This window comes from Clostridium sp. KNHs214 (assembly GCF_000744935.1).
In the GTDB taxonomy this organism is placed as follows: Bacteria; Bacillota; Clostridia; order Clostridiales; family Clostridiaceae; genus Haloimpatiens.
In genome coordinates, this window is sequence record NZ_JQMW01000013.1 from 569375 (window position 1) to 584173 (window position 14799).

General features: G+C 30.5%; 11 protein-coding genes and 1 riboswitch. Of the genes, 3 read left to right on the forward strand and 8 right to left on the reverse strand.

Annotated elements, in window-relative coordinates:
• Positions 1-76 precede the first annotated feature (76 nt).
• The 4 genes from CC89_RS18005 to CC89_RS18020 form a co-directional block, all read right to left on the reverse strand.
• Positions 77-1720 carry a DUF8809 domain-containing protein gene (locus CC89_RS18005; protein ID WP_035294523.1) on the reverse strand — a complete coding sequence of 548 codons (1644 nt, stop codon included), beginning with the start codon at positions 1718-1720 and terminating at the stop codon, positions 77-79.
• Positions 1721-1791: 71 nt separating this feature from the next.
• Positions 1792-2649 (reverse strand): ABC transporter permease, encoded by an 858-nt coding sequence (locus CC89_RS18010; protein WP_051931977.1) that lies wholly within the window; start codon positions 2647-2649, stop codon positions 1792-1794.
• On the reverse strand, positions 2649-3575 hold the full coding sequence (locus CC89_RS18015; protein ID WP_035294525.1) for an ABC transporter ATP-binding protein: 927 nt from the start codon (positions 3573-3575) through the stop codon (positions 2649-2651). The genes CC89_RS18010 and CC89_RS18015 overlap by 1 nt, the downstream gene beginning before the upstream one ends.
• Positions 3575-6067, reverse strand: coding sequence for a DUF8725 domain-containing protein (locus CC89_RS18020; protein WP_035294527.1), 2493 nt, complete (start codon positions 6065-6067; stop codon positions 3575-3577). The genes CC89_RS18015 and CC89_RS18020 overlap by 1 nt, the downstream gene beginning before the upstream one ends.
• Before the next feature lie 508 nt (positions 6068-6575).
• Between CC89_RS18020 and CC89_RS18025 the strand changes: the two genes are divergently transcribed.
• The 3 genes from CC89_RS18025 to CC89_RS18035 all read left to right on the forward strand — a co-directional run bounded on the left by CC89_RS18025 (position 6576) and on the right by CC89_RS18035 (position 8869).
• On the forward strand, positions 6576-7388 hold the full coding sequence (locus CC89_RS18025; protein WP_035294529.1) for an ABC transporter substrate-binding protein: 813 nt from the start codon (positions 6576-6578) through the stop codon (positions 7386-7388).
• An 85-nt stretch (positions 7389-7473) separates the two neighbouring features.
• Positions 7474-8154 carry an amino acid ABC transporter permease gene (locus CC89_RS18030; RefSeq protein WP_035294531.1) on the forward strand — a complete coding sequence of 227 codons (681 nt, stop codon included), beginning with the start codon at positions 7474-7476 and terminating at the stop codon, positions 8152-8154.
• Positions 8147-8869, forward strand: coding sequence for an amino acid ABC transporter ATP-binding protein (locus tag CC89_RS18035; protein ID WP_035294533.1), 723 nt, complete (start codon positions 8147-8149; stop codon positions 8867-8869). Before CC89_RS18030 ends, CC89_RS18035 begins: the two co-directional genes overlap by 8 nt.
• A gap of 591 nt (positions 8870-9460) precedes the next feature.
• On the opposite strand, the gene CC89_RS18040 is transcribed toward CC89_RS18035, so the two are convergent.
• The 4 genes from CC89_RS18040 to CC89_RS18055 form a co-directional block, all read right to left on the reverse strand.
• Positions 9461-10012, reverse strand: coding sequence for a folate family ECF transporter S component (locus CC89_RS18040; protein WP_035294536.1), 552 nt, complete (start codon positions 10010-10012; stop codon positions 9461-9463).
• Positions 10013-10063: 51 nt separating this feature from the next.
• A riboswitch (THF riboswitch) is annotated at positions 10064-10172 on the reverse strand.
• Between the two features lie 210 nt (positions 10173-10382).
• Positions 10383-11321 carry a dipeptidase gene (locus CC89_RS18045; protein WP_035294537.1) on the reverse strand — a complete coding sequence of 313 codons (939 nt, stop codon included), beginning with the start codon at positions 11319-11321 and terminating at the stop codon, positions 10383-10385.
• A gap of 133 nt (positions 11322-11454) precedes the next feature.
• On the reverse strand, positions 11455-12915 hold the full coding sequence (locus CC89_RS18050; RefSeq protein WP_185750808.1) for a GGDEF domain-containing protein: 1461 nt from the start codon (positions 12913-12915) through the stop codon (positions 11455-11457).
• Between the two features lie 1304 nt (positions 12916-14219).
• Entirely contained in the window at positions 14220-14786 is a 567-nt protein-coding gene (locus tag CC89_RS18055) for an amidase domain-containing protein (protein ID WP_035294540.1), read from the reverse strand.
• Positions 14787-14799 lie beyond the last annotated feature (13 nt).

Below are 14799 nucleotides of genomic sequence, written 5' to 3' on the forward strand. Positions count from 1 at the left end.
TTTCATAATTCCACTGCATTGTACCTTATTGTGGTTTAATCAAATTAATAACTTTCACAGTTTAGTAGTGTGTTTGTTATTCCAAGGAGGAGAAGTAGATTTTGATAATTTCCTTCATTCCATCTGGTATGCTATAAGAATTTATATTGTCCATAGCTCTGCTTTTATATTCTCCTACCACTTCATTGTAAGGAACAGATTGCCCTCTTAGAGTAACGCCATTTGAAGTCCTTATTTCTTCTACCTTTCCTCTTTCTCCTCTCTTTCCTTCTATATTAGAAGTCTCTCCTTGTCCCCCTAAAGTTCTCGTTGTAAATATTCTTTGATAATCCTTAACATTATTTTCAGCTCCATTTTCTTTTTTATTTATCCCCGTACCTTCTTGACCATTACCTTTATTACTTTCTTCTTCCTTTCCTTGGCTACTGCCATTACCTGCACCATTACCAGAACCATTTACGTTGGAGCTTTCTCCACTGCTTGCGCCATCACCACTTCCAACATTGCTATTACCACTTTCAGCATTGCCGGAGCTTCCTTTAGGAGATTGTTCCTGTGAGTTTCCACTTGAATTTTCCCCATTTTGTCCCAAAGCCACTGCATTAGATGCCAGTGAGTTCTCAACTGCTCTTACAGCCTTTTGAAAATCTGTATCCTCCATCAGATCACCTAAAACATCATTTAGCTCCTGCATTTCACTAGTTAAATCTCCAAAATCTCCTTTAGCTATTGATTCTCCTAGTTTTTTAACTGCAGAGGCAAGTTTAGGATTATCTTTTAAATCATTAGCTAGTTTCTTATAGGACTCTGCCAACTTTTTTCTGTCCTCTGGAGAAATTTTTTTAAGCTTTTCTGTATTTTCCTCAATAAACTTTTTAATCCCATGGGCATCCTTGTTTTTTAAAGCTTGCCCTAGTTCCTTAGTGATATTATTTTTCATAAACTCCTCTGCAATTTTTTGCAAATCATTTTTTTCATATTCTTCTCTTAAAAGTTCCAGTTTCTTTGAAGTCTTTTGCAAAGATTTATTTATTTCCTTTTTACCTTCAGACTTTTTTATTTCTTCTTGAAGCTTTGTAAGATTGTGTTTTAAAGTTTTCTTCTCCCACTCCTTGAGATCAGAATTTTTATTCACATCTTTTTTAATCTTTTCTATTTTTTTCACCTGAGCATTCTTAGCTACCTTAATTTCATGTATATTTTGCGCCTTATCCTTTAGGGGCTCTGGCAGTATAAGCGTGCTCATCATAAGTAATGATATAATAGAAAGTCTCTTTATATATTTCTTATTTCCTTTAAGTTTTATCTTTTTATGATTTGTCTTACATAGCAAATTTAAAGCATCCCTCTTCTGAATTTCATAAATGTCCTGAAATTTTTTCTCTAATTCACTACTTTCAGACTTTTTTTCTCTAAGTTCTAAAGCAGTTATAACCCTCTCTTTAAGCCCAAAGGTATCTGCTACCATGGCTGCTTCCTGCTCCTTGGGATATTTTATAAAAGAATAAATCACAGATATAACGCTGACACTTAATATTAACCACAAACTTTTAATATAAGGTGCGTAAATTGGTATAAATTTAGACAATACAACCAAGCCTATTGCAGCAGTAATAGCATAAAATGAGAAATTAATTAAATTATCTATTGCTTTCTTAAAAAAAATCCTCTTTCTCCACTTTTTAAGTTCTTTACTTATTGAATTATCTAGAGAGTTCAAATTAATAAAAACACCTCCTTAATTATTACCACTACCCTAAAAAAACTATTTTTAATCACTTTATTTAGATTCTAATAATTGGCTCTTTTCTTCTTCATAGGATCTAATTTGTATATGGACAAGGATAGCATTATTCCTGAAATAACTATGTCTATTATCATATTTACTCCCCAAAATGGAATAGAACCAAGCTTTACAATGCCAGGTATACCAATATTTACGCTTTTTCCAAACTGGTCCATGACCAAGGATACAAATCCTGCCCCAGGGTTAAAATACATAAGAGGCAACCTTTGGCTTATAGGATTTGTACTGTACCTATACTTTATGCTCATATAAAATGCACTTATTATAAGAGTTCCTAACATTAAAAACAATATAGCACCATAAGTAAGCACTGTTGCCGTGGTGGTTTTTTTAATGTATGTGGAAAAAAACATTCCTATGCTTCCAAAAGTCACTGCAAGAATTATATAATAAACAAATAGTTGAATCATCTCTTTAATAGAAATTCCTCCAAATAAAAATATTATAGAGAATACTGGTAATGCAGATATTATAAGCATCAAAATTTGACTTATGGATGTTATTAGTTTACCTATTACTATGGAGGAAGGTTTTAACTTAGTACAAAGCAGCAAATCCAAAGTTTGCCTTTCTCTCTCATTGGAAATAGCGCTAGAAGTAAAAGCCGGAACTATAAAGGCTATAAGTAAAAACTGAATTCCAGCTAGTACCGCATAGGACGTTATTATATCATTAGAATTAAATCCCTGATTGTACGGAGCAAATACAGTATTGAAAAGCGCAAAAGCAGCTATAAAGGCTAGTATTCCTATATAAATTGCTATGAGAAAAGGAGCTCTCCAAGTTCTCATCCTTACTTTAGCCTCTTTTCTAAGTATGGGATTCATCTTTATTTTTTCCATTACCCTTCGCTCCTTTCAGTTACTTTCATGAATATATCTTCCAATTTTCCATTTTCCTCTCCAAAAGAAATGACTGGAATATCATTTATTACAAGTTTCTTAAGTACATTTTGTATTTCCTCATCTCCACCCTTAATAGCAATTTCTATATTATTTTCGTTTCGTACCACACTTATAACTTGAGGTATTTCTTTTAGCATTACAACTGCCTCTTCAGCTTTATTTATCACTGTCATTTTAATAGTTCTATTGCTTTCAAGCTTCATCATTATGTCTTGAACTTTTCCTTGAGCCACTATTTTACCCTTGTCTATAATTCCTATACTGGTGCATATCTCTGAAAGCTCCGACAATATATGCGAACTTATTATTACAGTTTTTCCCATATCCTTTAAAGATTTTAGAATCTCCTTCATTTCAAATCTAGCTCTAGGATCCATTCCAGAGGCAGGTTCATCTAATATTAAAAGTTTAGGATTGTGTATTAAGCTTCTAGCAAGGCAAAGTCTTTGCTTCATTCCTCTTGAAAGGGAATCTACATACTCCCCCTTCTTATTAGACAAATCTACTAATTCTAAAAGATCATCACATATTTTATCCTTTTCAACATCATATATACCATATATAGATGCATAGAAATCCAGGTATTCACTTACTTTTAAGTTATCATATACTCCAAAAAAATCTGGCATATACCCTATATGCTCTTTCACCTTCCTGTAATCCCTTAATGCATCCACCCCATCTACATACACCTTTCCTGAAGTTTCCCTTAAAAGTCCCGCCACTATTTTCATAGTAGTAGTTTTTCCTGCTCCATTAGGCCCTACAAATCCAAATATATCTCCCTTCGGTACATAAAGTGTTAAATTATCCACAGCAGTGAATCTTCCAAATTTCTTACATAAATTATCTATCTTAAGCATTATTTAACACTCCCTTTCACTGAAATTTTAGGTATTTCTCCTTTTGTCCTCTCTTGAGACATTTGAAATTTTATTTTTAAATCACCTGTTTTAGATAAATATTTATTCAAATCCTTCTTTTCTATTACAAAATCTCTAAAATCCCCCTGTTGCCACTTTCCATCCTTTACATTCCAAACAAACTGCGTTACAATTTCCTCCTGCCCCTTTAATATATCTAAGGTATACTTCATAGTTATTTTTTCAATATCTACTTTTTCATTTATATGGAATGTAGCTTCATACTCCTTGCCATAAAAAATCTTTTCATTCTCACTATATCCACCATCTTTGCCATTTTGTTCAGGCTTAAAATAACCAAATGGGTATTCTATTTTATTTCCCTTTTTATAACTTATATTTATAGGCATAGCTACTAAACTCTTTTCAATTTTTTTAAAATTTTTCTCATTTATGTCTAATCCCTTAATAAACTCTCTGTTACTCCATCCAATTAATACGGGCTCATCTATGTTTATCCCTTTTTCCACAAAATAAGCTCTAATTATATCTCTTTTTTGAGCATTTTTTCTCATATTTTCTTTTGAAGAATTTTTATTTCTAGAATTATACATATCTCCAGTAGGATATTGTGCTTCTACAAAGTTGTATATCTCACCGTAGATGTTTCCTTCAGTATTTATAACCTTTTCCTGTGAGTTTTTAAAACTTCCTATTTTTATATAACTATCTTTAGTAACTATATAGCAATCTTCCAAATTCAATGTAGTATTATTCTTTATATTTCCTATATATTTTCCATCATAATAACTTAAATTGCTCTCCATCTTACCCAATGATATACTAGGCATTTTAAGTTTTATAGTATTGTTTGAGAAAACTGGTGAATCATAAAACTCCACATAATTATTCTGTCCTTGGTTAATTTTCATTTCAACCTTTTTATTTTTTGACAAATTGGGATTACCACCTTGAGCTACCCACGCTCTATTCACAATTTCTGTTTGATATGGATATATCTTCAGTGCCTTATTACCCTTCACTTTTATATCTGCTTTTTTTGGAGAAAATATATTTCCATTACTGAAAATTTCACCTTGGCCACTTTTATCTATTCTTATTACGTTTATTATATTTGCTATATTTTTGGTATTTCTAGTTCCCATACCTGAAATATATATTATAAATACAAAAACTAAAGCTAAAACCGGTACTACTGCCCACATATATTCTCTTTTGTCTTTTTTCTTTAATATAATATAAGATAGGGGCGATACTAAAATTATATATATACATATTATAATTAATATATTATTGCCCTTTGGAAGAGGCATTTCTGGTATATTAGTAAGGGCACTTCTGATGGAATATAATTCTTCTCCTACATTTCCATGAGAAATATAAAATTTTTCAAAGTGAGAATTTTTTATAGCCCCTTGCATAAGTGCTGATATAAAATCTTCTCTCATATTCCAACTAGTTAAAGGCTCCTCTCCCAAATCAAAGGAGTTCAAACATACAGCCCCATCACCTTTTTTTATGTTAATGGTCAACAGGTTTTTGCCTTCTTCTAATAATTTTTCCCCAGATTTAAAATTAAGCTCTAATGAATTTATATTTAGTGCATTTCCGTTTCTCTTTTCTTCGGGAAGAATATTGTAAAGCGCTGAAGAATTTATTTTTTTAACATTTCCTATACTGCCAGTTAAAAAATCATCTTTAAAAATTGACAAGGTTTTATTATAAGAAGATCCTGTGCCAATTATTAAAATTCCACCTCTTTTTACCCAATCCTTTAAAGCTTTATATTGCTCATTGGAAAGTTTTGAAGTATCAAAGTCATTTAATATTATTATATTAAATAAATCCATCTCCTCATTTTCATCTATTAAATCCCTTTCAGTTAAGTTTATATAGTTTATAATTGCTGAATTACCACCTAAGCTTAAAGATTTTACTGCCTTTATGTAGTTTAAATTTTGTATATCATTGCTTAAAATCCCAACTACCGCTTCTTGTCCCGTGCTTCCTTGTTTTATATTTTTATTTTCCTGGTAAACTACCTTTTTATCCTCTAATATTTTAACATTTACATATCTAGAACCTTTACCTACAACTCCAGATATATCTATATTTTTAGTGGAATTCAAAGGAAGATTTACTTCTTTAGAATATACTCTTAATTGATTATTTTCATTTATAATTTCTATTTGAACTTCTCCATTTATATCCTTTAGATTATTTTCTATCTTAAATCTAAATGGGACCCAACAATTTAATTTATAGTAACCATCAAACCCAACGTCCATATCTACTTTCAAATTTCCTTTTGCATACACTCTGTTGTTGAATACTTTACCCTTGCTCACAGTATTACCACTATTACCAGTAATACTAAGAACCATAGTAGACATCATAAAAAACATGAGAAACATCACCATTACCTTTGCCATAGGCATAGTTCTCCAAAATGATTTCTTTAAAAAATTCACAATTACCCCTCCTTATTCCCGCTTATTTCTATTCGTTTTAATTAATATTCTTATTAATATTTCTCCAGATATCCTCATTAGTACTCTTATTGATAGTTCTTTAGTATTTCCATTAGTATTCTTAATTGATAGCTTTCTTGCTATTTTATTAATATTATATTGATATTTATATTACTATTTTCGAGTAACTTAATAAGATTTTACCATTATCATACAATTAATTCAATGAGGGACAGTTAATTCTTTTATTTAACTGGAATTTTATTTTTATATTTTTCTTTTTATATTTCAAAAAACATATTGCATAATTATAATTATAAATGTATAATTATACACATAATTATTTAAAGTTTATTTATTAATATTTATTAAGGAAGTTTAAATTATGTTTTATCAAAACCATTTTATTGAAACTTTATTTTGTCAAATGAATTAAGAAAACTCTAAAAAAATATTTAAAATGTTTGAAAATATGAATCATGTATAACTTTAAAGGGAGAATTTGTAAATGAAAAAGTTTAAATTAAAGAAATTATTATCAATATCAATTGTTGCATTATTAAGTTTTTCGCTAGTGGCTTGTGGTAAATCAGCAGAAAAAACTAACTCTTCTTTAGATAAAATTAAAAAGAATAAAAAAATAGTTCTTGGAACTTGTGCTGATTATCCACCTTATGAATTTCATAAAGAAGTAAATGGAAAAGATACTATAGTGGGTTTCGATATAGAAATTGCTAAAGAAGTTGCTAAAGATTTAGGTGTAGAATTAGAAATTAAAGATATGAAATTTGATGGACTTTTACCTGCTTTATCTTCTGGGAATATTGATTTTATAGTGGCAAGCATGACGCCTACAGCTGAAAGAGCTAAAAGCGTGGACTTTTCAAAAATATACTATAAAGCAAGTCAAGCTATAGTAGTGAAGGCTAAAGAATCCAATAAGTTTAACTCTTTAGAATCTCTTAAAGGTCTTAATATAGGTGCTCAGAAAGGTACACTTCAAGAAGAGATAGCTAAAACTCAAATACCAAATTCAAAAGTTAAATCTCTTCCAAAGGTTACGGATCTTATTCTAGCTCTTAACACTGGCAAAGTAGATGCAGTAGTTATGGAGGATCCTGTGGCAAGAGCTTATGTTGCTCACGATAATTCCATTAGTCTTGCAAATGTCAAAGTAGTAGATAAGGACGGTGGCTCTGCTATAGCTGTGAAAAAAGGTTCCTCAGATTTTGTAAAAGCTTTAAATACAACTATAGATAAACTTCAAAAGGGAAATAAAATAGATCAATTTGTTATAGATGCAAATAAACTTCAAGATTAATTAATATTAAAAATAAAAGCTGAGGATATTCCTTAGCCTTTATTTTGTAAATAGTACCAAAATTTTATAAAAGGGGGTTTTCACATTGGATTTATCATTTTTATCTCAATATTATGGTTTTTTCCTAACTGGAGTAAAAAATACAGTGCTTATTTCTATTCTCACTGTATTTTTAGGAGTCATATTTGGAATTTTTATTGCCTTGATGAGATTATCTAACAATAAAATACTCAAAGCAATTTCTGGTGCTTATATAGAATTTGTAAGAGGTACACCTATTATGGTTCAACTGTTTATAGTTTACTATGGTCTTCCTAGTATTGGAATTCCTCTTCCTACAATACCTGGCATGGGCAGTGAGGCTTCTGATATTCTAGCTGGTATAATAACACTTTCTATAAACAGTACTGCATATGTGGCTGAAATAATAAGAGGTGGAATTAATTCTGTAAATAAAGGTCAAATGGAAGCAGCTCGTTCTTTGGGCTTAACTAATTCTATGGCTATGAAAAATGTTATAATTCCCCAAGCCTTCAAAAATATATTACCATCTCTTGGTAACGAATTTATAACAGTTATAAAGGAATCTTCCATAGTTTCAATTATAGGAGTTCCAGAACTTATGTACAATGCTGACACTGTAAGAGGAAATACTTTTAAAGCTTTTGCACCATTGTTAGTAGCAGCCGTTCTTTACTTCCTACTTACATTTACACTATCTAAAATTTTAAAAATCTTTGAAAGGAGGATGGCTACCAGTGATTAATGTAGATAATCTAAAAAAGAACTTTGGAAAACTAGAAGTGTTAAAAGAGGTAAATACTCACATAGAAAAGGGCGAAGTAGTTGTGGTAATAGGTCCTTCTGGCTCTGGAAAAAGTACATTTTTAAGATGCCTTAATTTACTAGAGGTACCCTCTTCTGGTGATATCATATTTGAGGGAAAATCCATATTGTCCAAGGAAATTAATATAAATAAAATGCGTGAAAAAATGGGAATGGTTTTTCAACAGTTTAATCTTTTTCCTAATATGACTGTTTTAGAGAATATAACTTTAGCCCCAATAAAAGTAAAAAAACTAACCAAAGAAGCTGCTGAAAAAAAGGCTTTTGAGTTATTAAATAAGGTAGGACTTAAAGACAAAGCTCACGTATATCCTAATAAATTATCTGGAGGACAAAAACAAAGAATAGCTATCGCTCGTGCTCTAGCCATGAACCCTGATGTGATGCTATTCGATGAGCCCACCTCTGCCCTAGATCCTGAAATGGTGGGAGAGGTTTTAAACGTAATGAAATCTTTAGCTAAAGAAGGCATGACTATGATAGTAGTGACACATGAAATGGGCTTTGCCAAAGAGGTGGGTACTCGTTTATTCTTTATGGACGAGGGAAAAATTTTAGAAGACGGAACCCCTAAAGAAATCTTTGCAAATCCAACCAACCCTAGAACAAAAGACTTCTTAAGCAAAGTTTTATAACTTTAGAAAAATTTAATAATGAATGTGATTAAACCACAAAAAGGTATAATGTGATAGAATTATGCAATTTCTCCTCCATGACTTGCATAAGAGCTCGGAACAATAAATTTAATTTAAGAAATTCTAATCTTTTAGCCATATAAAATTATCTAACGCTCACATTCAGCGTCCTGCCTCAGGTTCCCTAGCCTGGCGTCCTTGCCAGGCTTACGATAATTTTATCTGTCTAAAAGAAGAATTTCTAAAATTAAATTTAAATAGTTCCTTTGCTTCTTATGCAAGTCATTCCAGAGAAATTTCATAATTCAGGTAATGTAATGCTTTTTGTGGGATAATCATGAATGTAAGAATGCTCCTTAATTAATTTATTTGTTCTGCTTGCTTTAATTTTTTTATTTAACACTTGTACTTAAATCAGTTTAGATATATAAAAGAAATAACAAGTCAAAGATGCTGGTATATTTTGTGTCATACAAGGAAGCAGGTTCCGCCTTTGGTAGTACTATCGCAACTTCTGCTGACGTAGTATGACGCAAAATAGACTAGCATACTGACTTATTATTTATTTGAATGTTCCTTATTATAGAATTTTTAAGCGTGAGTTATTTTTGTTTCATTTTTTCGTATAAATGTTTGCTCTATATAATTGCCCACACATTTCCATACTGCTAACATGGTGACTATTTTTATAACTGCCATTATAGCGTTTTTTACAGCTCTTGGAGCCAATATTGCATAAGCAGCCTTTCCTGTTATCATTGTTAGCCATAAAGTATTTAAGCACATATCCACAAATACAGTTACAATAATTACTGATGTAGCCATTCTCCAAAGGTTTTTAGGCTTTTTGTATAAGATTATTCCATAGACAAATGCACCTAAAAATGCACTTAATGAAAACCCTGGAAAATATGCCCCTCCAGCTGGATTTATCATTACTCCTATAAAGTCTGTTACAACTCCATAGATTCCACCAACTATTGGTCCAAATAACATAGCTGTAAGCATGTAAGGTATGAATCCAAAACCAATTCTAAGTATAGGTGTTTGGATTGAAAGAAATCTTGTAAGTACTATTTGTATAGCACCTAACATTGCTAGATAAACTAGCGTTTTTGTGTTAAATATTTGTTTTTTTTGCATTAAAAAAACCTCCTACAACAGGACATGCCACATAGAGGTTATACCTTCTATGACAGCGGAAGCGAATTAAGAATCGTAACTCTCTACCACAGGTAAAGGGTTTTCGTCTAGAGGCAACCTCCCATCCCCTAGCACTTGACGCTCTTACATCTACTCTGCCCGTATATTTTATTATTTGTTATTATTATAACACAATTATTTAAAAAATTGTATACAATATTTAAAATTTTATTAACTTTTGAATTTTTTCTTGCATTTTGAACTTAAATATATCTATATCTAATATTTCTAAAATTCATTTATAGAAGAAGGTATATCCTTGAAACATGTGAATGATGTAGTTTTCTTTTTGTATGTTATAATAAAAAAATTAGAGATTTTCCTTTATAACTCTCAAAGTATTCTTATAGAAAATTTTCTCTATATCCAATTCTGAAAACCCATGCTTATGTAGTGCATCTACTAATTTATGCATTTCCCCTATATGTTTTACTTCTGGCGGGTTATCAATGCCATCAAAATCAGTACCTATTGCAGCTACATCTATTCCACCTACATTTACTATATGTTTTATATGACTAACCATATCTTCAACTGTTGCTACCTTTTCTTTAGATAAAAATGGATTACAAAAATTAAGCCCCATAACTCCCCCATTTTCTCCTAGAAGCTTTATCATAGGATCTGTTAAATTCCTTGAATGATGCTTTACTTCTCTTGCATTAGAATGGGATGCCACTATTGGCTTTTTAGAATATTTTATAGCATCATAAAATCCACCATCGGAAAGATGAGACACGTCTACTATCATACCTAGCTTATTCATTTCAACTATAAGTTCCTTTCCAAATTCAGTAAGTCCTTTATCTCTAAACTCTTCTACACAGCCCGGACATCCTATTTCATTTTGATAATTCCAGGTTAAAGTTATTAACCTTACCCCTAACTTATAAAAATTTCTCAAATTTGAAAGTTTTCCTTTTAAGGCTTCTCCACCTTCTATAGTTAATATTGCTGATATTTTATCTTCTTTTTGATTTGTCATTATATCCTGATAGCTTTTAGCAATAGCAATAGTTTCTCTATATTTATTAATTTCTAAATAAAGCTTATCCACCATATCTAATGCTCTTTCCAAAGGATCTTTGTCTCCCTTTAAATCTACAAAACAAGCAAAAAACTCAGCAATAGAATTAGACCTTTTTAACTTACTTAAATCTATTCCATAATTGTTGTTTTTAAAATTAAATTTTTCATCCTTGTCCATCATTTTAAGTATAGTATCACAGTGCATGTCAATTAAATTCATTTGTTATTCCCCCTACCTAATAATTTATTTATCTTGTAACTAATTCTACCTACCATAATACTATCATCTTTATGAAAACATAACATTACAATAGGTGCATATTTATTTGGATAACAATTTTATAAATAACTTCTTAATAAACCCTTACACAATTTCTCCCATCATTTTTAGCCTTGTATAGTGCTTTATCTGCATTATCAATAACTTTTTGGATATTCTCACTTTTTCCTACATCACCAGCAGCTACACCAATACTTATAGTTATAGTAACTTCACAAGTTTGAATATCAAATCTTTTGTTTTCTACTTCCTTTATTATTTCTTTAGCCACTAATTGTCCTTTATCCAAAGTTGCATTAAATAAAACAAATATAAACTCTTCTCCTCCAAACCTTACTAATATATCATCTTTTGTGCTATATTTTTTCATTATATTGGAAAATTCCTTTAAAATTTTATCTCCAGCTTCATGCCCATAAGTATCATTAATCTTTTTAAAATAATCTATATCTATCATTAACACAACATAATTTTCAATTAGATTTTTCTGTTTTTGAAGCAATTTTAGCTTTTCATCCACGTATCGCCTGTTATATAATCCTGTAAGGAAATCCGTCTTAGCTTCCCGTTCCTTCATCAAATTATATGCATGAAGTTCTTCGTTAATAATCTCTAGCTGATTCTTTTTATAATCCAGTTGCTGATTGGATTTAATAAGCAAATTCATTAATTTTTCATTTTCCATCAAAGTAAAGAATTGTCTTGTGATTATAAGCAATGAACAAATACCAAAACCAATTATAATACTATTAAATCTTTCAATTTTATGAGCAATTATAATTACTAAAATTATAACTCCTATATAGGGAATAAATCTTTTTAATGCATTTATTTCCTTACTATAAATCCTGCTTTCTATTTCATCCTCCCCATTTTCTGCTATCTCATCATAAACAATAGCTGAATAAGATATGAACAATAAAGCTGTGACCCAAAATGGATCTAAAATTTCTAATGAAATATTAATGTTGTTAAAGGTAATGTAACAATATAATAAATCTACAAAACTTTCTAAAAGCAATCCTGACATAATGAGAAAAATCACCTTACTAGGAAAGGCATCTCTTGCTAATAGTATCATAAATAATCCTGAAAGCAATACCCCTAAGTCCGATATAGGATTTGCCAATAGTGCAACTTTTCTTAAAATTTCTAATCCTATTTCTGAATAAACAGGTTCCATAATGTAAAACCAACTTATAGATGCAATTGCAGTAACCGTTATAAGAATATCCATAACCATCTGAAAAGTAAGAAACCTGCTTTTCTTTTTATATACTATATACAATATTGCTACTATACTTAAAGGATACTGAATTAGATAAAAAATTTCTGATATATAGCAGGTAGTTAAGACATTTCCCAGATATACCTCCATAACTATCCAAATTAAATCCCCTATGAAATAGCTTATTATAGCCAAATTCATAAAAAGCCAAAATCGTTTTTCTACACCAAAACTTTTCTTGTAAGTATTAAACATAACTTTACAAGCTACAAACTCGCCTATTATAAGGAATATGTTATTTCCCAATACTTTGTAAAAATTATTCTCTCCAAATGTACAAATATAAAAAATCCAAAGAAATATATAGATAAACATTATATGTATTAATTTCTCTTTTTTTATGCCCCCAGCCAATATTCTCCACTTCCCTTTATATCTTTATGAAATTCACCATACATAGATATTATACATATTAAATACACTATAACTCAATATGTTCCTAAGAGTTTTTATTATAAATCCAATAAGAATATATTGTGAAGCAAGTGCCATAAGAAAAATCTGTCTTTAAGTTCACAATAAATATATTTTTTAGACTGTTCGCAATACGCCAAGAAATTCTAATGTTTTCAAATTTCAATACCCTAAAGCTTTCAAACTCGCTTCTTACGGCGCTCAAACATGAAAGCTTCTTAACGGGTATTGAAATTTGAAAACAAAGAATTTCTAAGGCTAGCTCAATAGTCTAAGAAAATATATTTATTGTTACCTTAAAGACAGATTTTTCAGTTCATGCGTACATTGCTTCTGGGGAGACGGCCTACTAAAGGATGATTTTCCTCCACTACGTTATGGAAAATCCTTTATTGGCGGTAGCCCGCGTAAATACGTAGGCATGTTTAGGAGTTATATATAAGAATATATAACTTTAATTGTTGGATAAATAAGAACTTGTAAATAAGTAATAGGTAAGAACGTAATAAGTAAGAGTTCTTGAAAAGTTCAGCAAATCTGAATTTTCACCACAACTATTACTTCTTACTATTCACAAATTAATCATAAAAAAACTTCTTGAGTTTTATCATTAACTCTTACTTCTTACTTTTTACCTCTTACCTGTTCTAACTTACAAATTTTCATTTATACAAATAACTGCCTTACGGCAAAATGAATTGAATTTTAGTTGTTATTTTATTTTAATAGGTACCATATAACTTTTCGAAAGGCTCCGCCTAAAAAATATTATGAGCGCCTTTCTATTTATAAATTAAAGATTTTCCATAGCGTAGTGGAGGAAAATCATCCTTTAGTTAGCCGTATTCCCCACCCCAGATAGCCTATGCATGAACCGAAAAATCACACTTTAAGGAAGTGAAAAAAATTGGAATTTGGGACTATGGAACTAGCTTTAGAACTTCTTATGTTTGCAGATTTCAATTCCCGTTAAGAAACCTTCCTGTTTGAGGGACGCAAGGAGCGAGTTAAGGTTTTAGGGGATTGAAATCTGCAAACATTTAGAAGTTCTTAGCGTATTGTGATTAGTCCCAAATTACAATTTTTTCACGGACTTAAAGTGTGATTTTTCTTATTGCACTTACATCACAATATTCTTATAGTTTGTATAAATAAATATAAATATTGCCTTTTCCTAAAAGTTTTAGTATATATCCATAAAGAGAGACGTTAATTCTATTGGCAGTGTGCTGCGCCATGAAAAGATCGTACTGACCCATAAATGGATTAAAAACTTTATTGTGAATCACTTGAGTGTGATAAGGAAACGGTTTTCCATATTGAACCACATCTCCAACTTGAAGTGTATTATAAATAAATGAAAAATTTGCTATAGCCTCCTCTGGAGTTATTTTATAAAAATTATGTGCTCTGTTAGCCCCCATACCATTTTCGTTACCCCAATGTCGCATAAAATATCTAGCAGCCCTCCAAGTAATAGCAACTTTTTTCAATGCTTTTTCCTCTGAAGTTCTGCAAAACCAAGAATTTAAATCATCCCATTTATTTCCCATTTCTTCCATTCCACCAGCTTTTAACACCTGAGATACAAAATTAGCACAATCGTCATTTTTGTAATAAGGATATTCTTGAACATTAGGACTTAAAGCATATTCTTCTGCATAATTTTTAGCTGCTAATCTATCGTATTGCGGTCTTAACATAATATAATCACTC